The sequence below is a fragment of the Pantoea sp. CTOTU50773 genome (assembly GCF_032082325.1).
GTDB lineage: Bacteria > Pseudomonadota > Gammaproteobacteria > Enterobacterales > Enterobacteriaceae > Pantoea > Pantoea communis.
In genome coordinates, this window is the sequence record NZ_DAMDQC010000001.1 from 18,832 (window position 1) to 43,779 (window position 24,948).

A 24,948-nucleotide genomic window follows, 5' to 3' on the forward strand; every position below is an offset into this window, starting at 1 on the left:
AGAGACCCTCAATCTTTCGAGTGGCGGCAAGGCGGAAAACGAACTATTACTCAGGCGCTTACCGAAGTCAGCGTCTAAGGTGAGCTCGCGCAGCCGACGTAGCTGCCGCTCGAAGTATGACGGGTATATCAAAGCGTCAGGCTTGCCTTTATACTACCGCGCGATTGTTTATAAACTGCCCAAACGACAACAGATGGGAATTCTCAGGTGAAGTTCGTAAAGTATTTATTGATTCTTACAGTGTGTTGCATTCTGCTGGGAGCAGGCACGGTTTATGGTTTGTACAAATACATAGAGCCGCAGCTGCCTGATGTGAACACGCTGAAAGACGTGCGTTTGCAAACCCCAATGCAGGTTTACAGCGCGGATGGCGAACTGATCGCCCAGTACGGTGAGAAGCGCCGCGTGCCGCTCACCTTGCAACAGATGCCGCCTGAGCTGATCAAAGCGTTCATTGCAACCGAAGACAGCCGTTTCTATGAGCACCATGGTGTCGACCCGGTGGGCATTTTCCGTGCTGCCAGCGTCGCGCTGGTGTCCGGCCATGCTTCGCAGGGTGCCAGTACCATTACGCAACAGCTGGCGCGTAACTTCTTCCTTAGCCCTGAACGCACGCTGATGCGTAAGATCAAGGAAGCGTTCCTGGCGATTCGCATTGAACAACTGCTGAGCAAGGATGAAATCCTCGAGCTCTACCTCAACAAAATTTATCTGGGTTACCGCGCCTATGGTGTCGGAGCGGCTGCACAGGTCTATTTCGGTAAGCCGGTTGATCAGCTTTCGTTGAGTGAGATGGCGATGATTGCCGGTCTGCCGAAAGCACCGTCAACCTTTAACCCGCTTTACTCTCATGCGCGCGCGCTGGCGCGTCGTAATGTGGTACTGGCGCGTATGCTTGACCAGAATTACATCACGCAGCAGCAATATGATGCCGCGCGCAACACGCCGCTGGTCGCAACCTATCATGGTCCCGAAAATGCCTTCTCCGCACCTTATCTGAGCGAAATGGTGCGTCAGGAGATGGTGAAACGCTATGGTGATGCCGCTTACGATGATGGCTACAAAGTGTATACCACCGTCACGCGTCATCTGCAGGAGGCCGCACAACAAGCTGTTCGCAATAACGTGATGGCGTATGACATGCGTCATGGTTATCGCGGCCCGACCAACGTGCTGTGGAAAGTGGGCGAAGCAAGCTGGGATAAGAGCCGCATTCAAAACGCGCTGAAAGATCTGCCTACCTACGGTCCACTGAATGCCGCCGTGGTGACCACTGCCACGGCCGATGAAGCCACCGCGATGATGAAAGACGGCAGCAGCGTCTCTCTGAGTATGGCGGGCGTTCGCTGGGCGCGTCCTTACAAATCCGACACGCTACAAGGCCCGACGCCCCGCAGCGTGACGCAGGTACTGCAGGCAGGCCAGCAGATTTGGGTGCGTAAAGTCGATAACGATTGGTGGTTAGGTCAGGTGCCGCTGGTCAACTCGGCCCTCGTCTCGCTCAATCCAGAAGACGGTGCGGTACGCGCGCTGGTCGGTGGTTTCGACTTCAACCAGAGTATGTTCAACCGTGCGACACAGGCACTGCGTCAGGTTGGTTCAAACATCAAACCGTTCTTGTATACCGCCGCGATGGACCGTGGACTGACGCTGGCTTCCATTCTGAATGATGTGCCTATTTCACGTTGGGATGCGGGTGCCGGAGCCGACTGGCGCCCCAAAAACTCACCGCCGACCTATGCGGGGCCTATCCGCTTGCGTCAGGGCCTGGGTGAGTCGAAAAACGTAGTGATGGTACGTGCGATGCGTGCGATGGGTGTGGATTACGCCGCAGAGTATCTGCAGCGCTTCGGCTTCCCAGCACAGAACATCATCCATACCGAATCGCTGGCACTGGGTGCGGCTTCGTTTACCCCAATGCAGGTGGTGCGCGGTTATGCCGTGATGGCTAACGGCGGCTTCCTTGTCGATCCTTACTTCATTACCAAAATTGAGAATGAACAAGGCGGCGTAGTGTTCGAAGAGAAACCGAAGATTGCCTGCCCACAGTGCAATCTGCCGGTGATCTACGGTGATACCAAAAAATCGCTGGCGTTGAGCGAAGAGAGCGTGGAAAACGTCGCGACCTCCGATCAATCGCAGAATCAGGCGGTGCCACAGCCGGAGCTGGAGCAAGTGCCTGCTCAGCCGCAACCCGCAGGTGACCAGCAATACGCACCGCATGTGATTAATACACCGCTGTCGTTCCTGATCAAAAGCGCACTGAACTCCAACGTGTTCGGTGAGCCAGGCTGGATGGGGACAGGCTGGCGTGCGGGTCGTGACCTGAAGCGTAACGATATTGGCGGAAAAACCGGTACCACCAACAGTTCAAAGGATGCGTGGTTCTCGGGTTACGGCCCTGGTGTCGTGACCTCAGTGTGGATTGGTTTTGATGATTCACGCGCGCTGGGCCGCTCGACCATGTCAGGCGCGATTCCTGACCAGATTTCTGGCTATGAAGGCGGCGCGAAGAGTGCTCAGCCTGCCTGGGATGAGTACATGAAATCTGCGCTGGATGGCGTGCCGGTACAGCCGCTGACACCGCCAGATGGCGTTGTCACTGTGACGATCGATCGCGGTACGGGCAAGCTGGCCAACGGTGGCGGCAATACCCGTCAGGAGTACTTCATCAATGGCACTCAGCCAACGGAGTATTCAGTGCATGATGTGGGCACCACACTCATGGACAACGGCCAAAGCCACGAACTGTTCTGATCAAAAAAGCCGGCGTATTCGCCGGCTTTTTTATTGCGCACTTGTCGTATTCAGTAGGTCAATCGTCCCTGCTTCACCAGCCACTCACGCACCAGGAACAGTGCACTGACATTTCTGGCTTCGCCGAAATCTGGCTCGTCCAGCAACGCCAGTAGGTTATTGAGCGGCCAGCGGTGCACAATCAGCGGTTCAGGTTCATCCCCTTCCAGCTTCTCTTCATACAACCCCTCAGCCACCACAATGTTCATTTTGCTGGAGAAGTAAGACGGAGCCATAGTGAGTTTACCCAGCGCTTCGAGTTTTCGGGCACCAAAGCCGGCTTCTTCTTTTAACTCACGGTCTGCGGCTTCAAACACGCTTTCGCCTGGGTCAATTAACCCCTTAGGAAAACCCAACTCATAGCTTTCCAGCCCCACGGCATATTCCTGAATCAGGATCACATCATCACCCAGAATCGGCACAATCATCACCGCTTCCCGGTTGGAAGGTTTCATACGCTCATAGACACGGCGTGCACCGTTACTGAAAGCGAGATCAACCGCTTCAATAGTAAACAAGCGGGAGCGGGCCACCGCTTCCACGTTGAGGATGTCAGGTTTTTTCATTGGAGTTTTCATATCAGCCTCAAACTTAGCACAGCCATGTGAATCGCGATGACGCCAGCATACCGAAGCCCGCAGCAATGTGCGACACGCAGCGCAGGGAAAGCATCGTGACACACATTTGCTTACGCCTGCTAACAACTTATTGTTATCTATACACTTAAATTATTCACAATAAGTCAATGGGGTTTTGTTAAATTCAGAAAATACCGATATTTAATTGAGTGTCCTGTGGTTAACATCCCATTAAGGAATAATCTAATAAATTATAATTCAATGATTTTGCGCGTTATTTTATCTGAGTTTTTTCTTGTAAGAATGACTTCTGCTCGCCAAAATTGACTGGTAATAATGGTTCCATCGGGAGCACATCGTAAACGTGAAGGCAGTTTTTTGGCTGGATTGAGCAAAGCATGAGCACTTTTATCACCATTCTGGCTGTCATGCTGGCCTGCTCTCTGATAGCAGGAATAGGTTATTGGTACGCTATGCGGCATCGTCCGCCGTTGGCGAAACCGCTGCCGTTTATAAGCCCCCCCTGCCGCAAACTCACTGATGAAGAACGTCATGCTATTGAAGCGTACATTGCGTCCCTGGCGAAACAGCAAAAACAGAGTACTGCCCGCTCCTCAAAGAAGTCGCGTGAAACCGAATCCCTGACGCTCACGGCGCAGAGCAGCAATGTTTATCCTGTCACACGTTCCATCACTCGCTATGGTCTCTCAACGGATGATGCGCATCAATGGCGCTACTACCTCGATGAAGTGGAAGTGCATCTGCCACCGCTGTGGGAGCAGTACATTGCGGAAGAGAATTATGTTGAGCTGATCCGCACTCAAACGCTGCCGCTGGTGATCTCACTCAACGGTCACTCGTTAGTAAACTATGCCGTAGAACAACCCGCCTTGCCGCCGCTGGTGCGCTCAATGTCGACCAACGCCTCTATTCGTAAAGAGGAGAGCGAAAATGTCGAGTTGCTGCAAGTGCGTAAAGAGTCGCCGGAAGAGTACCGTCTATCGCGGCCGGATGGCACGCGCGAGGCCATTGTTATCTGCTTTGCCTTCCTGCTGTTCTTACTCAGCCTGGTGCTGCCCGGAAGCCTGATGCTGTGGATTGCCCTGTCAGCCTGCGCAATGATTGCGGTTAGCTTGTGGTTCCTTTACCGCTTCCCGGGTGAAAAAGGGCTGCGCGATGTGCACTGCTTGCGCGGAGCACCGAAACGCTGGGGCCTGTTTGGTGAATCCAATCAGGAGCAGAGCAATATCTCGCTGGGCATTATCGATTTAATTTATCCCGCCCACTGGCAACCCTATGTGGCGCACGATTTGGGCCAGGTGACGGATGTCGACATCTATCTGAATCGGCAAGTGGTGCGACAGGGGCGTTTCCTCTCCCTGCACGATGAAGTTCGCAACTTCCCAGTTCAGCGCTGGCGCAAAAATCTGGTGCTGGCATGTGGTTCGCTGGTGCTGCTGGTGATGCTCTTTACCTGGATTCCGCTCAGTATGCCAATCAAGCTCAGCCTCGCATGGGTAAAAGGCACCGAAAGCATTGAAGTGAATAGCGTGGATAAACTCAACGCCCTGCCGCTGCACATCGGTGACAACCTGAAGGTGAGCGGAACCGGCATGTGTTCCGTACCGGGCAACTATCAAAGCAATCGCAGCTATGCGTATATGCCGTTCGATTGCTCAGCCATTTACTGGAATAACGCAGCACCTCTGCCGCAGCCGCAGTCGGATATCATCGATAAAGCTGCCGCTCTGCTTGATACCACCACACGTCAGCTGCATCCGGAAACCAACACCGATCCGAAACTCAACCCACAGCTCGCCTCCGCGATACAGAAATCGGGCATGATTCTGCTGGATGATTTCTCTGATTTAGTGCTGAAAACACAGGATCTGTGCAGCCAGCAGCAAGATTGCGTCCGGCTGAAAAATGCCCTGGTGAATCTGGGCAATGCTAAGGATTGGGATTCACTGATCCACCGCGCAGATTCCGGCAAGCTTAACGGCATGAACGTGCTGTTACGCCCGGTCAGTGCGGAAGCGCTGGAGAACCTGGTGAATACCGCGACCTCGACCTTCTTCTCGCGTGAAACCCGTCGTGCAGCAGAAAATCTGAATAGCCCACCACCGGGCGGCTTCCTGATAGTGAGTGATGAGGGTCGTCAGATGGTGAATCAGCCACAGCCTTCCGTGTCGCTGTTTGATCTTGATGCACCGTCGCAATGGCGCGAATTGCAACGCATGTCCGGCATGCTGTTGCACACGCCGTTTGCTGCCAACGGCATCATTACCAGCATCACCACTGACGCTAACGGCACACGCCACATTGCGTTGCACAATGAACCGGATGCGATGGCGCAATGGCGATACCTCGGTACCGCATTATTGATGCTGGTGCTGATCCTCTGCGGCATCACCAATGGGCTACTGGCCCTGCGACGTGTGCATCGTAATCGCCTGCGCATGGTGGAAATTCAGCAGTATTACGACAAGTGCTTCAATCACAATCTGAGCACTATGCAGAGCGTGCGCTCACTGTTCTGAGCCCTTCCCTTCTGTGCTACCCTGTCGCCCTATTTTTTAGGGCGAGAGAGTATGACGATGACGCTAAACTGGTCCGGGATTGATACCGTGCTGCTGGATATGGATGGCACGCTGCTCGATCTCGCCTTCGACCGCCATTTCTGGTTGGAACACGTTCCGGAAACCCTGAGCCGCGAGCGTGATATCACGCTGGCCGAGGCACATCAGCTGATTCAGCAAAAGTATCAAGCCGTGGTGCATACGCTAAACTGGTATTGTCTTGATTACTGGTCGCAAGAACTGGCCTTAGATATCCGGGCCATGACATGGGAAAAACGTCACCGTGCCGCCATGCGCGAGGATACGTTGCCGCTACTCCAGGCACTACGTGCTGCGGGTAAACGCACCATTTTGCTGACCAATGCGCATCCGTACAATCTCGAGGTAAAGCTGGAGCAAACCGGTTTGGCTCCCCACCTTGATTTATTACTTTCTACCCATACCTTTGGGTATCCGAAAGAGGATCCACGTCTCTGGCAGGCCGTTCAGCAGCAAACTGCATTCGATAGCGAGCGCACGCTGTTCATAGATGACAGCGAAGCGATCCTCGATGCGGCGGCACGCTGGGGCATTCGCTGGTGTTTAGGCGTCAGCAATCCGGATTCCGGTCGGCCCGATCAATCTTTCCAGCGTCATGCTGCAGTGCGAGACTATCGCCAGTTGTGTGAAACGCTGCGTTAAAGCAGGAGCCGCAATGAAAGAAAAAACCAGCGAAGGTGTCCGCCTCGATAAATGGCTGTGGGCTGCACGTTTTTATAAAACGCGCGCGCTGGCTCGCGAAATGATCGAAGGCGGTAAAGTGCATTACAACGGCCAGCGTAGCAAGCCGAGTAAAACCGTGGAATTGCATGCCGAGTTAACGCTGCGTCAGGGCAACGATGAGCGAACGGTGGTGATCACCGCCATTGGCGATCAACGTCGCCCTGCTACTGAGGCGCAAGAGATGTATGCGGAGACCGCCGCCAGCATTGAGAAGCGTGAAAAAACGGCGCTGGCACGCAAAATGAATGCTCTGACCATGCCGCACCCCGATCGCCGCCCGGATAAAAAAGAGCGCCGCGATCTGATGAAATTTAAATTGTCGGGCGATGAATAACCGTCGCCCCAACGAGAGAAACACTATGTCTGTTCAAGATCAACTGCACCGTTACCTGTTCGAAAATGTCGCCGTGCGCGGCGAGCTGGTCAACGTATCCGAAACCTGGCGTGAGATTGTCAAAAACCACGACTACGCCGAACCGGTGAAAAACCTGCTGGGTGAATTGCTGGTCGCGACCAGCTTGTTGACCGCAACGCTGAAATTTGATGGCGACATCACCGTTCAGTTACAGGGCGATGGTCCACTGACATTGGCGGTGATCAATGGCAACAACAAGCAGGAATTGCGTGGCGTTGCACGCGTGAAGGAAGATGCCGTCATCGCGCCGGGCAGCAGCCTAAAAGAGATGGTGGGTAACGGTTATCTGGTGATTACCATTTCACCAGAAAAGGGGGAGCGTTATCAGGGTGTTGTTGGTCTGGAAGCCGATACGCTGGCTGGCTGCCTGGAAGATTACTTCATGCGTTCTGAGCAGTTGCCAACTCGCCTGTTTATTCGTACCAGCGATAAAGGCGCCGCCGGTATTCTGTTGCAGGTACTGCCTGCACAAGAGCCGAGCCAGGATGATTTTAATCATCTGGCCACTCTGACCGAAACCGTGAAGAGCGAAGAGCTGATTGAGCTGCCCGCGACGGATGTGCTGTGGCGCCTGTATCATCAGGAAGAGGCCACGGTGTTTGATCCGACCCCGGTCAGTTTCAAATGCACCTGTTCACGCGAGCGCTGTGGCGAAGTACTGAACACACTGCCGGTTGAAGAAGTGGACGAAATCCTTGCAGAGGATGGCAAGATCGATATGCACTGCGACTATTGCGGTTCGCATTATGTTTACGATGCCGTAGACATTGCTGCGATTCGTAATTCACCTACAAATAACAGCGATCAATTGCACTAATTCCCCTACGGGCGGCATCGCCGCCCGCATTTCTGTCAGGAATTAACCCATCAACTTCCGCGTAATTTAACTAACTTACACTGACTTTAGTTTCTTAACTGGCAGAATTCACTGCTTGTCACGTTCCAGCTCGCATTTTTACCTCTCTTCACTTTTACGCCCTGCTCAGACGTGTACGCTGCGCGCGATCTGCCCTGTCCGGCCATGCACGACAGGACGCAGACCCCCTCATAAAAATGCTATGAAGCATCGATCTAAGGAGCAGCCACATGCGCGTTCACGGCCTGACATCGCAAGACCTTGCCGCTTTGGGCATTAGCGGCACCACAGAAGTGGTGTACAACCCTGACTTTGATACGCTGTTTCAGGAAGAAACCCGCCCGGAACTTGAAGGTTATGCGCGAGGCACCCTGACGCAGAGCGGCGCCATTGCCGTGGATACCGGTATCTTTACCGGACGTTCGCCAAAAGATAAGTACATCGTGCGCGATGACACCACGCGTGACACCTTGTGGTGGAATGATGTCGGCAACGGTAAAAATGACAACCAGCCGCTGTCGCAGGAAACCTGGCAGGCGCTGAAAGATCGCTGCACCGCACAACTCTCTGACAAACGTCTGTTTGTCATCGACGCTTTCTGCGGTGCGAATCCCGGCACCCGCCTGAGTGTGCGTTTTGTGATGGAAGTCGCCTGGCAGGCGCATTTCGTCAAAAACATGTTTATCCGCCCTGATGAAGCCGAGCTGGCCTCCTTTAAGCCGGATTTTGTGGTGATGAACGCCGCGCAATGCACCAACCCGGACTGGCAGGCTCAGGGTTTACACTCTGAGAACTTTGTCGCCTTTAACCTCACCGAACGCATGCAGCTGATTGGCGGCACCTGGTACGGCGGCGAGATGAAGAAAGGCCTGTTCGCCATCATGAACTACCTGCTGCCGCTGAAAGGCATCGCGTCAATGCACTGCTCGGCGAACGTGGGTAAAGCGGGTGACGTTGCGGTATTTTTCGGCCTGTCTGGCACCGGCAAAACCACGCTGTCCACCGATCCCGATCGCCAGCTGATTGGCGATGATGAACACGGTTGGGATGATGATGGCGTGTTTAACTTCGAAGGTGGCTGCTATGCCAAAACCATCAATCTGTCAGAGAAAGCCGAGCCGGAAATCTATCGCGCCATCCGCCGCGATGCCCTGCTGGAGAACGTGGTGGTGCGAGCGGATGGCAGCGTTGATTTTGCCGATGCCAGCAAAACAGAAAATACGCGCGTTTCCTATCCGATTGAGCACATTGAAAACATCGTGCAGCCGGTATCCAAAGCGGGCCATGCGCAGCGCGTGATTTTCCTGACCGCTGATGCCTTTGGTGTACTGCCGCCGGTTTCGCGCTTAACGCCAGAACAGACCCAGTACCACTTCCTGTCGGGCTTTACCGCCAAACTGGCCGGCACCGAGCGTGGTGTCACCCAGCCAACGCCGACTTTTTCAGCTTGTTTTGGCGCGGCCTTTCTGACATTGCATCCAACGCAATATTCCGATGCGCTGGTGAAGCGTATGGAAGCGGCGGGTGCAAAAGCGTATCTGGTGAATACCGGTTGGAATGGCAGCGGTAAACGTATTTCACTGAAAGATACCCGCGCCATCATCAATGCGATTCTGGCGGGTGAGCTGGACGACGTAGCGATGGAAACGCTACCGGTATTTAACCTGCAGATGCCTGCGACCCTGGAAAAAGTCGATGATGCGATTCTGGATCCACGTCGCAGCTGGCCGGATGAAGCCGCGTGGCATGAGGCCGCGCAGGGTCTGGCGCAGCGTTTTGTCACCAACTTTGAGAAGTATACCGATAACGATGCCGGCAAAGCGCTGGTTCAGGCTGGCCCGCAGTTGTGAAGTGAATGAGCCGCCAAATGGCGGCTCATTGATACTCAGTCTTAAGCGGCGTGATTTTTCAACTGTGGTGCTGAGGGCTACGCAGCCAGTCGCGGATGCCTGCAGGCGAAACAGTCATCGCTCCACATTTATCTGAGCGAAGCGTTAACTGTGATGCGTGCTGACTAACGCCGTACCGTTATTCTCCGGTATCGGCAACCACGCGCGAATGCGCAATCCGCCATGCTCGCTCTCACCTATCTCCAGCGAGCCTTCATGCGCGTCGATAATACGCTGCACAATCGCCAACCCTAAGCCGGTGCCACTGGTGCTGCGTGCGCTATCGCCACGTACAAAAGGCTGGAACAGATGCTGAAGCTGATCGGGCTTAATACCCGGACCATCATCTTCCACCTGGAACCAGGCGCGATTCAGTTCCTGGCCGCTGCTGACTTTGATCCAGCCGTTGCCATAACGCGCGGCATTCACCACCAGATTCGCCACGGCACGCTTAATCGACAGCGGATTGATATCCAGCATCAACTCTTCCGGCATCACCGCATTCTCAATCTCACGCTCATAGCCGCTTTCCGCCGCCACCACTTCACCCAACACACTGTTGAGATCGGCGCGCTCGGTCTGCATCTCCTGCCCGGTGCGCAGATAGTCGATAAACTGCTCGATGATGGCGTTGCACTCTTCGATATCTTTATTGATCGACTCGGCCAGATAGCCATCCTGTTCACTCATCATCTCGGTGGCGAGACGAATGCGTGTTAAAGGGGTGCGCAAATCATGACTGACACCCGCCATCAGCAGCGTACGGTCATCGGCAAGCTGTTTGACGCCCGCCGCCATCTGGTTAAAGGCTCGCGTTACGGAACGCACTTCCGATGCGCCATACTCACGCAGCGGAGGAGGAATGATGCCTTTACCGACCTGAAGCGCTGCATGCTCCAGGTCGACCAGGGGTCGGTTCTGAATGCGGATAAACAGCCAGGCACCGCCGATCGCCAGCAACATAATCGCCAGGGTGTAGCGGAACAGTGGCGAGAAATCGCCCTGATGGATTTCAGTCAACGGCACACGCACCCAGATGTCTGGCGACAACCAGGTTTTCAGCCAGACCACGGGGGAATTCTTGTTAACCTCGACACGGACATCGGTCGGGCCACCCAGCTGTTGCGCCATCTGCTCGCTAAGGAATTCGTAATGCTGTGCCCAGCGCAGGCCACTCTCTTCTGCCGCTGCGTTGGTGTACAACGAAATACCCAGTTCACGATAAATTTCACGCCGGAAGGCAGGTGGCACTTCCAGTTGCGTGCCATCTTCCAGCTGCAGTCGATCGGTCATCAACATACGCACTTCGTAAGCGAGGACTTTATTGAACTGCTGCAAACTTGGAAGAATGGCGAAATTCAACACCACCAGATAGGTCGTTACCAGGCTGACGAACAGCAAGGTAACGATCAATAACAGGGTGCGGGCAAACGAACTGCGAGGAGAGAAGCGCAATCGCCTCATGCTTTACTGCCGTCCGGAACGAAGACGTAGCCAAGACCCCAAACGGTCTGGATGTAGCGTGGATGCGCCGGATCTTCTTCTACCATGCGGCGCAGACGGGAAATCTGCACGTCGATAGAACGTTCCATTGCACTGTATTCACGACCACGCGCCAGGTTCATCAGCTTATCGCGTGATAACGGTTCGCGCGGATGGCTCACCAGTGCTTTCAGCACTGCAAACTCACCGCTGGTCAGCGGCATTGGCTCATCTTCACGGAACATTTCACGCGTGCCGAGGTTCAATTTGAACTTACCGAAGGCGATAACCGCTTCTTCCTGTGAAGGCGCACCTGGCAATTCATTGGCCTGACGGCGCAGCACGGCACGAATACGGGCCAGCAGTTCACGTGGGTTAAACGGCTTCGGAATGTAATCATCAGCGCCGATTTCCAGCCCAACGATACGATCCACTTCTTCGCCTTTTGCCGTCACCATAATGATCGGCATCGGGTTGCTCTGGCTGCGCAAACGGCGGCAAATGGACAAGCCATCTTCGCCTGGCAACATCAGATCCAGCACCATTAAATGGAATGATTCACGAGTTAGCAGACGATCCATCTGCTCGGCGTTGGCGACACTGCGCACCTGAAAGCCCTGCTCGGTGAGATAGCGTTCGAGCAGTGCGCGCAAACGCATATCATCATCGACGACCAGAATTTTGTAGTTCTCTTGCATTGTTCAACTCCCAAAGGCGCCATTGCCTGAGTCAATATTGTGTAAAAAAGATGCCTGCATGTGACAGTTATTAATGGTTTATATTCTAGCCGAAATTGTTACAAAGCATATTAAACAGCAGCTTATATTTAATTTAAGCCCTGAAATGCGCGTTGTCTCCCGCTTTTTATCGGGGCTTTCCAGCCGCTTAGCGCTAATCCGAAAATTTACGCGGTTTTCTTTTCGAAAATGGATCACTGGGCCGAAGACCGCTGGTTATCACAGCATTTGGGGCCATTTGGCTTAAGTCGACAGGCCAGAATCATTCGATGGGCGATCATTCGCAGCATAATATCTGGCTCTTTTCGTTTTCAGTGCTCATCTGCTCTCGGAACAATACGCATCTCGCGCCAGATAATGCCAGTGTTAAATAAAGTCTGATTAATCAGACAGTAATCAGCACTTTCTTCCTGCACAACGATCTCAGAAACTGCAAGGGTTCCTGCTGATATTGCGCATCTTTGGAGAGAAAAAAATGAAAAAAACTGCGGTCTTGCTGAGTGTACTGGTGCTGGTCAGCCTTTCTCAGGCTCATGCGGCCACCAGCGCGGGTGAAGCGGCGGGAGCCGAGGCCTCCACTACCGCCAAAGGCAATTCAGACGCGATGGGTGTGGGTGCCGTGGGTGCACTGTTAGGGGTGGCACTGGCAACCATGGGCGGCGGTGACAAAGGCACCAGCAGCACATCGACCACCACCGCGACAACGCCAGGCAAATAATCCAAATCTTTCAGGCGCGGCAATGCTGCGGCGCTCCCCCCTTCTACGCCAGCCCATTTCGCCACCGGAGAATAAGTTGCACCCAAGGCTTTTTTACCCAAGCCATTATTCTCCGCCTCTTTTTTACTCTGGGTTCTTCACATACTCGATGCAGTTAACAAACCAGACTTTCTGTCCTTCCGGCGTATTCACCACGACTTCGTCATCCACCTCTTTTTTGATCAGCGCACGGGCCATCGGTGAATCAATGGAGATGTAATCCTTAACCGCATCGCCATAGATTTCATCCGGCCCCACAATGCGGAATCGCTTTGCATCACCCTGTTCATTTTCCACCTCAACCCAGGCACCAAAGAACACCTTTCCTTCCTGTTGCGGCGCATAATCGACAATTTTCAGATCGGCGAGGCATTTGCGCAGATAGCGCACACGGCGGTCTATCTGCCGCAACAGGCGCTTGTTGTAGGTGTAATCGGCGTTTTCTGAACGATCACCAAGGCTGGCCGCCCAGGAGACAATTTTGGTGATTTCCGGACGCTTCTCGTTCCACAAATGGTCGTGTTCGGCACGTAATTTGTTATAGCCTTCGCGGGTAATCAGTTGGGTTTTCATGACGTCTACTCGTGATAACAAGGTATCGTTACTGCAAAGAGACCAACAATAAGCGACTGCTTTGCTCTCAGCAAGGTGTGCACAGCGATGTGCGCGCTGCATTCAGAAAAAGACGGATTCACCTGTCCCCGGCTGGCAATTTGCCGCCCCAATCCGTATAACTGTCCCCTGTTTTCCAACCCTGTGTAAGCATTGTTAATGATGATGAAAGATTCACTGAGCCAGATTATCGCAAGTGAGCTGAAGGCTCGCGCCGACCAGGTTGACGCCGCTGTAAGCTTGCTGGATGAAGGGAACACCGTGCCGTTTATCGCACGTTATCGTAAGGAAGTGACCGGTGGGCTGGATGATACCCAGTTGCGTCAGCTGGAGAGCCGCCTTGGCTATCTGCGTGAGCTGGAAGATCGCCGCCAGTCAATTCTGAAATCCATCGACGAGCAGGGCAAACTCACCCCAGAACTCGCCACGGCCATCAATGGCACGCTGAACAAAACTGAATTGGAAGATCTGTATCTGCCTTATAAGCAGAAACGTCGCACGCGTGGGCAGATCGCCATCGAAGCGGGCCTGGAGCCACTGGCTGAAACGCTATGGAGCGATCCTTCTCAGGAACCCGAGTCATTGGCTGCAAGCTATGTGAATGCGGATAAAGGCGTCGCCGATGTGCGCGCAGCGCTGGATGGCGCACGTTATATCCTGATGGAACGTTTTGCCGAAGACGCCACGCTGCTGGCAAAAGTGCGTGATTATTTGTGGAAAAACGCGCATCTGGTAGCGCGTGTGGTGGAAGGTAAAGAGGAAGAAGGCGCGAAATTCCGCGACTACTTCGATCACCACGAACCTCTCAGTACCGTTCCTTCTCACCGTGCGCTAGCGATGTTCCGTGGTCGCAATGAAGGCGTGCTGCAACTCTCTCTGAACGCCGATCCACAATTCGAAGAAGCGCCGCGCGAAAGCCACGGTGAAACGCTGATCGCCGATCACCTGCAACTGCGTCTGAACAATGCTCCGGCAGACAGCTGGCGTAAAGCGGTGGTGAGCTGGACCTGGCGCATCAAAGTGCTGCTGCATCTCGAAACCGAACTGATGGGCACCATTCGCGAACGCGCAGAAGATGAAGCGATTAACGTATTCGCCCGCAACCTGCACGATTTGTTGATGGCGGCTCCGGCAGGCATGCGCGCCACCATGGGCCTCGATCCTGGCCTGCGTACCGGCGTGAAAGTCGCCGTGGTGGATGCCACCGGCAAACTGGTGGCACATGACACCATCTATCCGCACACCGGGCAGGTGGCGAAAGCCGCATCGGTTGTGGCAGCACTGTGCATCCAATACCAGGTGGAGTTGGTGGCGATTGGTAACGGTACCGCTTCACGTGAAACCGAGCGTTTCTTCCTCGACGTGCAGAAGCAGTTCTCGCAGATCAACGCGCAGAAAGTGATTGTCAGTGAGGCTGGTGCATCGGTCTACTCCGCATCGGAACTGGCCGCGCTGGAATTCCCGGATCTGGATGTTTCCATTCGCGGCGCCGTCTCCATAGCGCGTCGCTTGCAGGATCCGCTGGCCGAGCTGGTGAAAATCGATCCGAAATCCATCGGTGTCGGCCAGTATCAGCATGATGTGAGCCAAAGCCAACTGGCGAAGAAGCTGGATGCGGTGGTGGAAGACTGCGTAAACGCCGTCGGCGTGGATCTGAATACCGCTTCAGTCGCCTTGCTGACGCGCGTGGCAGGCTTAACCCGCATGATGGCGCAGAACATTGTCACCTGGCGTGATGAGAACGGCCGCTTCCAGAATCGCCAGCAGTTGCTGAAAGTCAGCCGTCTTGGGCCAAAAGCTTACGAGCAGTGCGCCGGCTTCCTGCGCATCAATCACGGCGATAACCCGCTGGATGCCTCCACCGTGCACCCGGAAGCTTACCCGCTGGTCGAACGTATTCTGGCCGCGACTGAACAGGCGCTGAGCGAACTGATGGGCAACCCGGGTGGGTTACGAGATCTTAACGCGCGCGACTTCACCGACGAGCGTTTTGGTCTGCCAACCGTCACCGACATCATGAAAGAGCTGGAGAAACCGGGGCGCGATCCCCGTCCGGAGTTCAAAACCGCGCAGTTTGCCGAAGGCGTGGAAACGCTGAACGACCTGCTGCCGGGCATGATTCTGGAAGGCGCGGTCACCAACGTCACCAACTTTGGTGCTTTCGTGGATATCGGCGTGCATCAGGATGGTCTGGTGCACATCTCTTCACTGTCAGACAAGTTCGTCGAAGATCCCCATCAGGTGGTGAAAGCGGGCGATATCGTCAAAGTGAAGGTGATGGAAGTGGATATGCAGCGTAAGCGCATCGCCCTCACCATGCGTCTTGACGAACAGCCCGGCGAGAGCAATGCGCGCGGCGGCAATAATCGCAGCAGCGGCAAAGAGAATGCACGTCCCGCCGCTAACAGCAAAGGACGCGGTAAACCTGCCAATGCACCTGCAGGTAACAGCGCGATGGGTGATGCGCTGGCAGCAGCATTTGGCAAAAAACGCTAACGCCCAGCCCTGAATAACGCGCGGAGACAGCTTCGCTCCGCGCGTACACATTTGATAAATCCCCTCATCCGTCTACGCTGAAAAAATCCGTGTGAAAAAATGACCTTCCGCGTGGCCCAACGATCTGATGGACATAATCAACGCCCTACTTGATGAGATTTACGAAGGCCGCTTCCCCGTCGCCGCACGTGAGCGTCTGCTTTCCCACATTCGTGCAGCGCACGATACCGCTAAACTGCCGCGCAAAGCCCACTGGGACGAGAAGGATGTGGTGCTGATCAGCTACGCCGATCAGTTCCGTGAACCCGATCAGCCCACGCTCGCCAGCTTCTCGCACTTCTATCAGCAGCATCTGCAATCCACTTTCAACCTGGTGCATTTGCTGCCGTTCTTTCCCTATTCTTCCGACGATGGCTTCTCCGTGATTGATTATCACCAGGTGAATCCTCTCTGTGGCGAGTGGCAGCATATTGCGGCGCTGCACAGTGAAACCCGGTTGATGTTCGATTTTGTCTGTAATCATATGTCGGCGCACAGCCAATGGTTCCGCCACTTTTTGGCGCAGGATCCTGGCTGGGATGACTTCTTTATCAGCATGCCACCGGCCACCGATCTCAGCGCCGTGACGCGCCCTCGTACCTCGCCATTACTGACGCCGTTTGAGATGGCTGATGGTGAAACGCGCTTTATCTGGACCACCTTTAGCGCCGACCAAATCGACCTTAACTTTGCCAATCCTGACGTGCTGATTCGCATGGTGGGCGTATTGCTGGATTACCTGAACAAGGGCGCCGATTATGTTCGTCTCGATGCGGTGGGGTATATGTGGAAGACGCCGGGTACAAATTGCATTCACCTGCCGAAAACCCACCAGCTGGTGAAGCTGTTTCGCGCCATTTCCAACGAAGTGGCACCGGGCACAGTGATCGTCACCGAAACTAATGTGCCGCATAAAGACAACATCAGCTATTTTGGTAACGGGCACGATGAAGCGCAGATGGTGTATCAGTTTTCACTGCCGCCGCTGGTGCTCCATGCCATTCATTCAGGATCCGCACGCGCGCTGCGTCAATGGGCCAGCACGCTGGGCACCGGTAACGGCACCACCACGTTCTTCAACTTCCTTGCCTCGCACGATGGCATTGGCCTCAATCCTGCGCGCGGTATTTTGTCTGAAGTGGAGATCGTAGCACTGGTGCGAGATTTGGCGCTGGAAGGGGCGTTGGTGTCTTATAAAAACAATCCCGATGGCACCACCAGCCCTTACGAAATTAACGTCACCTATTTCGATGCTCTCAACCAGCAGAATGATGACGATGACACGCGTCTGCGCCGATTCCTGCTGGCACACGCCATTCTGCTCGCCTTTCCGGGCGTGCCGGCGATCTATATCCAAAGCATTCTGGGATCGCGCAACGACAATGAAGGCGTGCGCGCGGCAGGACACAACCGCGCCATCAATCGCCAGAAATACAGTTTGCGTGAAATGGAACAGTGGATCAGCGGCGATGACCCATTGCGTCAGCAGGTGTATGAACGACTCAGCGCATTGATCCAGCTGCGCACCCGCCAGAGCGCGTTCCATCCGGATAATGCGATGACGCTGCTGGAGAGTGAAAATACCCTGCTGATGTTGCGGCGACATCCGTCAGGCAGTGAAGAGGGCTTATTGTGCGTGTTTAATCTCAGCAGCCGGGAAGTGACCACGCATCTGCCGCAGGCGCGACATTATCAGGATGTGATCAGTGGCGAGAAAATCGATGGCAGCCAGCCAATGACGCTGGCTGCGTGGCAATTTATGTGGTTGCGTGGCTGATTATTTGTAAACATCCGCCGTGGCGCTGAACTTGCCATGTTCGCGGCCCGCAATCACCAGAAAGTATTTGCCGCCTTTCTCATCGGCCGCTTTGGAGAGTTCGCGCTTCGCATCCATCGGTGAGGTGGTCTCCGCCGTGGTGGTCACCGTACCGATTTTCTCCAGATTCATTTTCTGCACTTCTTCTTTAGTCACTTCCTTTGCGGCGAACGCTGAAAACGACACCGCACTCATCACCAGAGAAGCCACAGCCAATTTCATCATCTTCATAGCATTACCCTCATCCATTTTTTGCATTATTGGGATGTCAGCGGCCGCGAAGCACAACAGGCGAGATAGCAAAAGAACACACCGCGAAGCAGCTCAGCTCACGTCAAAAGTATTACCGCTGGTGAAAGAATTTCCACTGCCGCAACAGATTTAACAGGTAACCGCTTGGATGAACTCGATAATATGCTGGCAAAATGTGTCAGGATGCGAGACAAATGGCGCATGCGCCGCTTTTTCCATCACAATTGAAGGTGAACGCGGTAACGCTTCATCCAACTGCTTTGCAATTCGACGTGGTACTAATCCATCCAGCGATCCATACAAACGCATCAAGGGCATTGCCAACTGCGGCAGCTGCGCGCGCAGATCCACTTCGCGCAATATCTCCAGTCCACCTTCCAGCACCGCGACCGAAGGCATTGGCTGCGATAGCACCACATCTTTGAGCTGACGTGCATCCTGGCGCGCATTTTCCGTACCCATGGTTTGCAAGGCCAGGAAACGTTCTACGGTGCGCTGGAAATCATTGCTCAGCTGCTGCTGGAAGCTCTCCAGCGTCTCAGGCTTGATGCCCGGCCAATCCTCGTGCGCGGTAAAACAGGGCGACGACGCCACGCTAATCAGCGCGGTGACACGTTCAGGCTGCATCAGTGCAATCTGGCTGGCAACCAGTCCCCCCAGCGACCAACCGAGCAACACTGCACGCTCAGGAAGTTGCGGAAGCAGCTGTTGAGCCATGTCGGCTAAGGTCAGTGCACCAAATCCCTGGCTGCGGCCAAAGCCGGGCAGATCCACCAGGTGCAGACGAAAATGCGGGCTGAGTCGTGGAACAATGTTCTGCCACACTTCGGCATTCAATCCCCAGCCGTGCAGCAGCACAAGATCGCGATCGCCTGTGCCTGTGGTGTGCCAGTAAAGCGAACTCATCGGTTACACTCCCGAAAAGTGAAAAGAGGCCGCTATGCTATCAATCCCTGCCCTGTGTTGGCTATGCCGCCTGCCATTACAGATTGCCAGACACGGGCTATGCAGCCGCTGTGCGCAACAAATCCCGGCGCTGCCCGCGATCTGCCCCTGCTGTGCACTGCCGGCCAGCGGCACCCGATTGTGCGGCCGCTGTCTGCGTTGTCCACCGCCGTGGCACAGCCTGACTTGCGTGAGTGATTACCTGCCGCCGCTGAGCGATTGGGTCATCCAGCTGAAATTTTCTCGGGCAACCGCACTCAGAGTGATGCTGGCACGACTCCTTTTGTTAAAATTGTTAAACAGTCGCCGCGATAACCTTACGCCGCGCATCGATTTGGTGTTGAGTGTGCCGTTACATCGGCGTCGTGCCTGGCAGCGTGGCTATAATCAGGCTGAGCTGCTGGCAAAACCGCTGGCACACTGGCTAGGTTGTGAATATCGTGCGGAGGTGCGCCGCAGACGGCGGGGCTTGGTCCAGCATGCGTTGCGCGCTTCGGCGCGGAAAAAGAATCTGCGCGGGGCCTTTTCCCTTGAAATGCCAGTGCGCGGACGCCATATCCTGCTCATCGACGATGTGGTTACCACCGGAAGCACGGTGGCAGAAATCAGCCGCATTTTGCTGGCGCAAGGCGCGGCCAGCGTGCATATTGGCTGCCTGTGCCGTACCTTGTAGAGCGGCGGCGTTGGGCGTAATATAACCAAGTAATTTAGTCAACTATTGAGCAATCGCCATGATCGTTATTACTGATGCTGCGCAAGAGCACTTCTCAAAATTGCTGTCAAAACAAGAAGATGGCACACAAATTCGCGTATTCGTCATTAATCCGGGTACGCCAACCGCGGAATGCGGTGTTTCTTACTGCCCACCCGATGCAGTAGAAGCCACTGATACTGAAATGAAGTTCGAAAAGCTGTCAGCCTATGTTGATGAGTTGAGCGCGCCTTATCTGGAAGATGCTGAGATCGATTTTGTCACCGATAACCTCGGTTCCCAGCTGACGCTGAAAGCGCCAAACGCCAAGATGCGTAAAGTGTCTGATGATGCGCCAATGGTTGAGCGCGTGGAGTATCTGCTGCAAGCGCAGATCAACCCACAGCTGGCGGGTCACGGTGGTCGTGTATCCCTGATGGAAATCACCGATGACGGTTACGCGATTCTGCAGTTTGGCGGCGGCTGTAACGGCTGTTCAATGATCGACGTCACGCTGAAAGATGGCATCGAGAAAGAGTTGCTGGCAGCGTTCCCTGAGCTGAAAGGTGTGCGTGACCTCACTGAACACCAGCGCGGCGAGCACTCTTACTATTGATTTTCTTGCGGCAGCGCACCCGCGCTGCCGCAGATTTCTACCTCGCTTTGCGTCCGTCATTCACCGCTTTCAGAACTTGCTTCACGGCTTTGTCGGCAAACATCTCTTCCAGCGTGACACATAACTTGCGCTGCCAGTTGGGATACTCATCCACTGTGCCAGGCACGTTGACCGGCATTGTCATGCCGAGCCAATCTTCCGGCTGCAATCCCAGTAATGCGCTCTCCGTGCGGGCCAGGTAACGGTGCATCGCCACATTGATCGCCGGCGTCAGCGGTTGCTTCAACGCAGGTTGACGACTGCGAGCTGGCATGGCCCCCGCCTGCTGTAAGGCGTCCAGCAAAGCCTGCTTTTGTGCTGTGCGCTGTTGTTGCAGGGAGTGCAGCACGCTATCGCGATACATGCCAAGCTTTTCACCCAATGCCAAATCTTCCGCCTGCCAGAATCCGCTCAACGTGGGCAAATCATGAGTACTGGCACTGGCAATCGACTGTCGAGGATAAGCCGCAGGCTGGCGGTAGCGGCCATCGCGCTCCTGTTCGAAGAACAGCACTTTCCACGAGAAAATGCCGTGGCTGCGCATCATGCGAACGATGATCGGCGGCACAATGCCCAGATCCTCGCCGATCACCATGCAGCAATGGCGCTGACTTTCCAGCGCCAGAATCGCCATCAAATCGTCCACCGGATATGACACATAGGCGCCTTTGTCTGCTGTCTCGCCATACGGAATCCACCACAGCCGCAATAACGCCATCACGTGATCGATACGCAACGCGCCACAATCACGCATATTGGCGCGCAATAAATCGATAAAAGGCTGATAGCCGCGCGCGCGCATCTCATGCGGATCAAGCGGCGGCAACGCCCAGTTTTGCCCCAATGGCCCCAGGCGATCCGGCGGTGCCCCCACCGAAGCCCCCAGCTTATACAATTGCGGGTCCTGCCAGGTTTCTGCGCTGTGCTGCGCCACACCGACCGCCAAATCCCGGTACAATCCCACCGTCATGCCGAGCTGCTGGCTACGCTGCCAGCAGGCGGCAAATTGCTGCTGCGCCAGCCACTGCAACCAACACCAGAATTGAATCTCGTCCTCATGTGCAGCACACCACTGCTGAACTTCTGGCTGATGGGCATTGCGCCAGGTTTCCGGCCACGATGCCCACCCCCACTCCTTCTCCTGCTGAGCGCTGCGTTCTGCCAGAATGCCGTCAAACGCCGCCTGATAGCGCAGATGATCGCCGCCCTCGGCGACAAATTGCAGGAATTCCTGCTCAGGCTGATAATGCTGCCAGGACAGGCGTAGCGCGGTGATTTTCAACTCAGCCACCGCTCGATAATCGACATAGTCAGTGGCGCGAGCGGCTTGCACAGCCTTGCGCGTTTTGGCGAGTTTCCACCAGCGCTGTGCTTCAGCGCTTTGAGCGAATGCCGCCACCTGATTAACGTCGATATACAGCATATTCAGCCAGCGACGCGAGGTGGGGCTATAAGGGCTGGCGTGGTCAGGCTGCGCAGGATAAAGCGCGTGTAGCGGGTTGAGGCCAACAAAATCGCCTCCGTGAGCGGCGATCTGCTCCAGCATTTGCGCAAGATCGCCAAAATCACCGATCCCCCAATTGCGGTCGGATCGCAGCGTATAAAGCTGTACCAGCGCTCCCCAGCGTTTGTCGCCTTGCGCTAGCGGTTCGGATAAATAGCAGCGACGTGGCGCGATAATAATGCGCGAGTGCCACTGCTGACGTCCTTGCCGCAAGGTCAAACGGTGATAACCCTGCGCCAGACGCGGCGGCAACGCGAAGGCTTCCCCCGCCTGTAGCGTGCCGCTGTAAGTTTTGCCGTGTTCGGTTTCAAACTGCCAGCTAAACTCGCCTTTGCCCTGCGGGCAACACTGACGCGGACGGCGCGGAGTGAAAACCAGCACCGGTGGCAGTGGTGGCGTTTTACCTTCCGGCGTATTCATCACCGCCAGCAGTGCACGTTTGGTGTCGTCGCTAATGCGCACCCGCTCACCGTTCGCATTGGTAAAATCTACCGCAATACCCGCTTCCTGCGCGGCCTGATCCAGTTTGCTTAACGTCATCACGTCTCCTTAGGTGCAGTGCGTATCAATACGTATCCGACGAAAACCTTATCGAAACCATGTCGAGCGGCCATCAATAGCGAGCTGGAAATCAGCGCACGGCCTGCCAGATGCGTTGCTGGTAATCGCGAATCGAACGATCGGAACTGAATCGCCCGGTGCGCGCGGTGTTGAGAATCGCCGCTTTAGTCCAGGCTTCCGGGTTCTTCCACAAGGCTTCAACCTGTTGCTGCGCGTCGAGATACGCCTCGAAATCGGCCAGCACCAGCCAGGGATCGCCACCTTTGGTCAGGCTGGTGAGCAGCATATCGAATGCCTGCTTATCACCTTCGCTGAACTTGCCCTTCTCCAGATCTTTCAACAATCCATCCAGATACTTATTTTGCTTGCGCAGTTTTTTCGGGCTGTAACCGTTGGCTTTGAGCGCCTTAACCTCATCCACGGTATTGCCGAAGATAAAGATGTTCTTCTCGCCCACCGCTTCGGCGATTTCGACGTTCGCACCATCCAGCGTGCCAATGGTCAGCGCGCCGTTCAGCGCCAGCTTCATATTCCCGGTGCCGGAAGCTTCATAACCGGCAGTCGAGATTTGCTCCGAGAGATCGGCTGCCGGAATCATCAACTCGGCGGCGGTAATGCGATAGTCAGGGATAAACACGACTTTTAACCGATCGCCGACTTTCGGGTCGTTATTGATCACCTCGGCCACTTTGTTAATGGCGTAGATGATGTTCTTGGCAAGGTAGTAGCCCGGCGCGGCCTTGGCACCGAACAGGAATACGCGCGGCACAAAGTCGGGGTTATCAGGATTGTCCCGCAGCTGACGATAGCAGTGCAGCATATGCAGCAGGCTGAGGTGCTGACGTTTGTACTCGTGTAGCCGCTTAATCTGCACATCGAACAGCGCATCAGGATTCACATCAATGCCGGTCACGCGTTTGATGTATACGGTCAGGCGCAGCTTGTTCTGCTGCTTGATGGTGCGGAACTGCTGACGGAAAGCTTTTTTACGCGCATAGGGCGCCAGCCACTCCAGCGCATCCAGATCGTTGGCCCACTCCACCTGCAACGTTTCATCAATCAGGTTCGACAGCAATGGATTGCACTGCTTCAACCAGCGGCGCGGCGTGATGCCATTGGTCACATTATGGAATTTGTTTGGCCACAGAAGGTGGTATTCCGGGAACAGATCCTTCACCACCAGCTCAGAGTGCAGCGCAGCCACGCCATTCACGGCAAAGCAACTCACCACACACAGGTTCGCCATACGCACCTGTCCATCAGCCACCACCGCCAGCTTTTGCCATGTCGCGCTATCGCCGGGCCACTGCTTCTTGACGATTTTTTTCAGACGCTGGTTAATTTCGCGGATGATTAGCATATGGCGCGGCAGCAGATCGCGCACCAGCGACTCATCCCAACGCTCCAGCGCTTCCGGCATCAAGGTGTGATTGGTATAGGCGAAAACGCGGCTGGTGATGTGCCAGGCTTCATCCCAACTCAACTGATGCTCATCCAGCAGGATACGCAGCATCTCCGGGATGGCGATAGTGGGATGCGTGTCGTTGAGCTGGATGACTTCAAAATCGGGCAAGGTGTGGATCGAGCGCCCGGCAAGATGGTGGCGGCGCAGAATATCGCCCACCGCACACGCGCACTGGAAATATTGCTGCATCAGGCGCAGGCGTTTACCTTCTGCGTGATTATCATTGGGATACAGCACCTTGGTGAGTTTGTCAGCATCAATGCCGGGCTGTTCGGCCTGCAGGAACTTGCCATCATTGAACAGGGTGAGATCGAACGGGTGCACGCTGGTGGCTTGCCACAAACGTAACGGCAGCGTCACACCATTACGGTAGCCGACCACCGGCAAATCCCAGGCTTCACCTTTAAGCTGAAATTTAGGTCGCCACTGTAGCGAGCCATCGCTGTTTTTCTTCACTTTGCCGCCGATGCCAACCTGCACATCCTGTGCGGCGTTATGGCGAAACCACGGATAACTGTTGCGCTGCCAGTCGTCTGGCGCCTCTTTTTGCTGGCCATCGTCAAAGGTCTGGCGGAACAAACCGTACTGATAATTAAGGCCATGTCCCATCGCGGCCTGCCCGACAGTGGCCATCGAGTCCATGTAACACGCGGCCAGGCGCCCCAATCCACCGTTGCCAAGCGCCGGATCCACCTCTTCCTCCAGCAACTCACTGAGTTCTACCTGATGCGCGGCCAGCGCTTCCTTCACCTCGTCGTACCAACCCAGATTCAGCAAGTTGTTGCCGGTCAGGCGGCCGATAAGAAACTCCATCGACAGATAGTTCACATGGCGTTGGCCTGCGCGCGGTGTGGCGGGCGGCTGCGTGGCGAGCATCTCGGTCAGCACACGGCTTAATGCCTGCCACCACTGATGCGGTGTCATTTGCTGTGCGGAGGTGAGTCCAAGGTGCTGCCATTGGCGGGTAAGTGCGGCGTCGAAACGTGTTTTATTAAATTTTTGCTGCGACATATCAATCCCTTCGAGTCCGTTAACGGTAAAGATGGGCGAGCGCATAACCA

19 protein-coding genes are annotated in these 24,948 nt (G+C 55.0%); 11 read left to right on the top strand and 8 right to left on the bottom strand.

Annotation, left to right across the window (positions count from 1 at the left end; all coding sequences use genetic code 11):
* Positions 1 to 207 precede the first annotated feature (207 nt).
* On the top strand, positions 208 to 2,757 hold the full coding sequence (mrcA, locus tag RT340_RS00100; protein ID WP_313373348.1) for a peptidoglycan glycosyltransferase/peptidoglycan DD-transpeptidase MrcA: 2,550 nt from the start codon (positions 208 to 210) through the stop codon (positions 2,755 to 2,757).
* Positions 2,758 to 2,807: 50 nt separating this feature from the next.
* Here mrcA and nudE read toward each other — a convergent pair whose 3' ends face one another.
* Positions 2,808 to 3,374 (bottom strand): ADP compounds hydrolase NudE, encoded by a 567-nt coding sequence (gene nudE, locus RT340_RS00105; protein ID WP_211729238.1) that lies wholly within the window; start codon positions 3,372 to 3,374, stop codon positions 2,808 to 2,810.
* Positions 3,375 to 3,772: 398 nt separating this feature from the next.
* Between nudE and RT340_RS00110 the strand changes: the two genes are divergently transcribed.
* From RT340_RS00110 to pckA, 5 genes are all read left to right on the top strand, one after another.
* Positions 3,773 to 5,914, top strand: coding sequence for an intracellular growth attenuator family protein (locus RT340_RS00110; RefSeq protein ID WP_313373349.1), 2,142 nt, complete (start codon positions 3,773 to 3,775; stop codon positions 5,912 to 5,914).
* Positions 5,915 to 5,965: 51 nt separating this feature from the next.
* Positions 5,966 to 6,634 (top strand): GMP/IMP nucleotidase, encoded by a 669-nt coding sequence (yrfG, locus tag RT340_RS00115; protein ID WP_038644273.1) that lies wholly within the window; start codon positions 5,966 to 5,968, stop codon positions 6,632 to 6,634.
* 13 nt (positions 6,635 to 6,647) lie between these two features.
* Complete coding sequence (hslR, locus tag RT340_RS00120) at positions 6,648 to 7,049, top strand: ribosome-associated heat shock protein Hsp15 (protein WP_160833813.1); 402 nt, start codon at positions 6,648 to 6,650, stop codon at positions 7,047 to 7,049.
* A gap of 25 nt (positions 7,050 to 7,074) precedes the next feature.
* Complete coding sequence (gene hslO / locus RT340_RS00125) at positions 7,075 to 7,947, top strand: Hsp33 family molecular chaperone HslO (RefSeq protein ID WP_313373350.1); 873 nt, start codon at positions 7,075 to 7,077, stop codon at positions 7,945 to 7,947.
* 269 nt (positions 7,948 to 8,216) lie between these two features.
* Positions 8,217 to 9,836 carry a phosphoenolpyruvate carboxykinase (ATP) gene (gene pckA / locus RT340_RS00130; protein WP_313373351.1) on the top strand — a complete coding sequence of 540 codons (1,620 nt, stop codon included), beginning with the start codon at positions 8,217 to 8,219 and terminating at the stop codon, positions 9,834 to 9,836.
* A gap of 144 nt (positions 9,837 to 9,980) precedes the next feature.
* Here pckA and envZ read toward each other — a convergent pair whose 3' ends face one another.
* Both envZ and ompR read right to left on the bottom strand, forming a co-directional pair.
* On the bottom strand, positions 9,981 to 11,339 hold the full coding sequence (gene envZ / locus RT340_RS00135; RefSeq protein ID WP_058960579.1) for a two-component system sensor histidine kinase EnvZ: 1,359 nt from the start codon (positions 11,337 to 11,339) through the stop codon (positions 9,981 to 9,983).
* Positions 11,336 to 12,055 carry a two-component system response regulator OmpR gene (gene ompR, locus RT340_RS00140; RefSeq protein WP_001157751.1) on the bottom strand — a complete coding sequence of 240 codons (720 nt, stop codon included), beginning with the start codon at positions 12,053 to 12,055 and terminating at the stop codon, positions 11,336 to 11,338. The genes envZ and ompR overlap by 4 nt, the downstream gene beginning before the upstream one ends.
* Positions 12,056 to 12,569: 514 nt before the next feature.
* On the opposite strand from ompR, the gene yjbE reads away from it, so the two are divergent.
* Entirely contained in the window at positions 12,570 to 12,812 is a 243-nt protein-coding gene (gene yjbE, locus RT340_RS00145; protein WP_097119379.1) for an exopolysaccharide production protein YjbE, read from the top strand.
* Positions 12,813 to 12,935: 123 nt separating this feature from the next.
* Here yjbE and greB read toward each other — a convergent pair whose 3' ends face one another.
* Positions 12,936 to 13,424, bottom strand: coding sequence for a transcription elongation factor GreB (gene greB, locus RT340_RS00150; protein WP_097119380.1), 489 nt, complete (start codon positions 13,422 to 13,424; stop codon positions 12,936 to 12,938).
* A gap of 204 nt (positions 13,425 to 13,628) precedes the next feature.
* Between greB and RT340_RS00155 the strand changes: the two genes are divergently transcribed.
* Both RT340_RS00155 and RT340_RS00160 read left to right on the top strand, forming a co-directional pair.
* On the top strand, positions 13,629 to 15,959 hold the full coding sequence (locus tag RT340_RS00155; RefSeq protein WP_313373421.1) for a Tex family protein: 2,331 nt from the start codon (positions 13,629 to 13,631) through the stop codon (positions 15,957 to 15,959).
* A gap of 127 nt (positions 15,960 to 16,086) precedes the next feature.
* Positions 16,087 to 17,775, top strand: coding sequence for an alpha-amylase family glycosyl hydrolase (locus tag RT340_RS00160; protein ID WP_211729231.1), 1,689 nt, complete (start codon positions 16,087 to 16,089; stop codon positions 17,773 to 17,775).
* Here the strand turns inward: RT340_RS00160 and RT340_RS00165 are convergent, their stop codons facing one another.
* Together RT340_RS00165 and bioH are read right to left on the bottom strand one after the other, a co-directional pair.
* Positions 17,776 to 18,045, bottom strand: a complete 270-nt coding sequence (locus RT340_RS00165; protein ID WP_160833808.1) for a DUF1471 domain-containing protein — start codon at positions 18,043 to 18,045, stop codon at positions 17,776 to 17,778. It abuts the gene before it with no gap.
* A gap of 150 nt (positions 18,046 to 18,195) precedes the next feature.
* A complete protein-coding gene (bioH, locus tag RT340_RS00170) occupies positions 18,196 to 18,972 on the bottom strand; it encodes a pimeloyl-ACP methyl ester esterase BioH (protein WP_313373352.1) in 777 nt (258 codons plus the stop codon).
* Between the two features lie 34 nt (positions 18,973 to 19,006).
* Between bioH and gntX the strand changes: the two genes are divergently transcribed.
* On the top strand, positions 19,007 to 19,684 hold the full coding sequence (gntX, locus tag RT340_RS00175) for a DNA utilization protein GntX (RefSeq protein WP_313373353.1): 678 nt from the start codon (positions 19,007 to 19,009) through the stop codon (positions 19,682 to 19,684).
* A 58-nt stretch (positions 19,685 to 19,742) separates the two neighbouring features.
* Positions 19,743 to 20,318, top strand: coding sequence for a Fe-S biogenesis protein NfuA (gene nfuA, locus RT340_RS00180; RefSeq protein WP_034819678.1), 576 nt, complete (start codon positions 19,743 to 19,745; stop codon positions 20,316 to 20,318).
* Positions 20,319 to 20,355: 37 nt separating this feature from the next.
* Here the strand turns inward: nfuA and malQ are convergent, their stop codons facing one another.
* On the bottom strand, positions 20,356 to 22,401 hold the full coding sequence (malQ, locus tag RT340_RS00185) for a 4-alpha-glucanotransferase (protein WP_313373354.1): 2,046 nt from the start codon (positions 22,399 to 22,401) through the stop codon (positions 20,356 to 20,358).
* A gap of 91 nt (positions 22,402 to 22,492) precedes the next feature.
* Complete coding sequence (gene malP, locus RT340_RS00190) at positions 22,493 to 24,898, bottom strand: maltodextrin phosphorylase (RefSeq protein WP_313373355.1); 2,406 nt, start codon at positions 24,896 to 24,898, stop codon at positions 22,493 to 22,495.
* Positions 24,899 to 24,948 lie beyond the last annotated feature (50 nt).

What these genes read in the sequence shown, in the direction of transcription:
- hslR (WP_160833813.1), top strand. Translation starts at nt 6,648, where the DNA reads ATGAAAGAAAAAACCAGCGAAGGTGTCCGCCTCGATAAATGGCTGTGG.
- malP (WP_313373355.1), bottom strand. Translation starts at nt 24,898, where the DNA reads ATGTCGCAGCAAAAATTTAATAAAACACGTTTCGACGCCGCACTTACC.
- yjbE (WP_097119379.1), top strand. Translation starts at nt 12,570, where the DNA reads ATGAAAAAAACTGCGGTCTTGCTGAGTGTACTGGTGCTGGTCAGCCTT.
- nfuA (WP_034819678.1), top strand. Translation starts at nt 19,743, where the DNA reads ATGATCGTTATTACTGATGCTGCGCAAGAGCACTTCTCAAAATTGCTG.
- RT340_RS00160 (WP_211729231.1), top strand. Translation starts at nt 16,087, where the DNA reads ATGGACATAATCAACGCCCTACTTGATGAGATTTACGAAGGCCGCTTC.
- greB (WP_097119380.1), bottom strand. Translation starts at nt 13,424, where the DNA reads ATGAAAACCCAACTGATTACCCGCGAAGGCTATAACAAATTACGTGCC.
- malQ (WP_313373354.1), bottom strand. Translation starts at nt 22,401, where the DNA reads ATGACGTTAAGCAAACTGGATCAGGCCGCGCAGGAAGCGGGTATTGCG.
- RT340_RS00110 (WP_313373349.1), top strand. Translation starts at nt 3,773, where the DNA reads ATGAGCACTTTTATCACCATTCTGGCTGTCATGCTGGCCTGCTCTCTG.
- hslO (WP_313373350.1), top strand. Translation starts at nt 7,075, where the DNA reads ATGTCTGTTCAAGATCAACTGCACCGTTACCTGTTCGAAAATGTCGCC.
- ompR (WP_001157751.1), bottom strand. Translation starts at nt 12,055, where the DNA reads ATGCAAGAGAACTACAAAATTCTGGTCGTCGATGATGATATGCGTTTG.
- nudE (WP_211729238.1), bottom strand. Translation starts at nt 3,374, where the DNA reads ATGAAAACTCCAATGAAAAAACCTGACATCCTCAACGTGGAAGCGGTG.
- RT340_RS00165 (WP_160833808.1), bottom strand. Translation starts at nt 18,045, where the DNA reads ATGAAGATGATGAAATTGGCTGTGGCTTCTCTGGTGATGAGTGCGGTG.
- yrfG (WP_038644273.1), top strand. Translation starts at nt 5,966, where the DNA reads ATGACGATGACGCTAAACTGGTCCGGGATTGATACCGTGCTGCTGGAT.
- envZ (WP_058960579.1), bottom strand. Translation starts at nt 11,339, where the DNA reads ATGAGGCGATTGCGCTTCTCTCCTCGCAGTTCGTTTGCCCGCACCCTG.
- pckA (WP_313373351.1), top strand. Translation starts at nt 8,217, where the DNA reads ATGCGCGTTCACGGCCTGACATCGCAAGACCTTGCCGCTTTGGGCATT.
- gntX (WP_313373353.1), top strand. Translation starts at nt 19,007, where the DNA reads ATGCTATCAATCCCTGCCCTGTGTTGGCTATGCCGCCTGCCATTACAG.
- RT340_RS00155 (WP_313373421.1), top strand. Translation starts at nt 13,629, where the DNA reads ATGAAAGATTCACTGAGCCAGATTATCGCAAGTGAGCTGAAGGCTCGC.
- bioH (WP_313373352.1), bottom strand. Translation starts at nt 18,972, where the DNA reads ATGAGTTCGCTTTACTGGCACACCACAGGCACAGGCGATCGCGATCTT.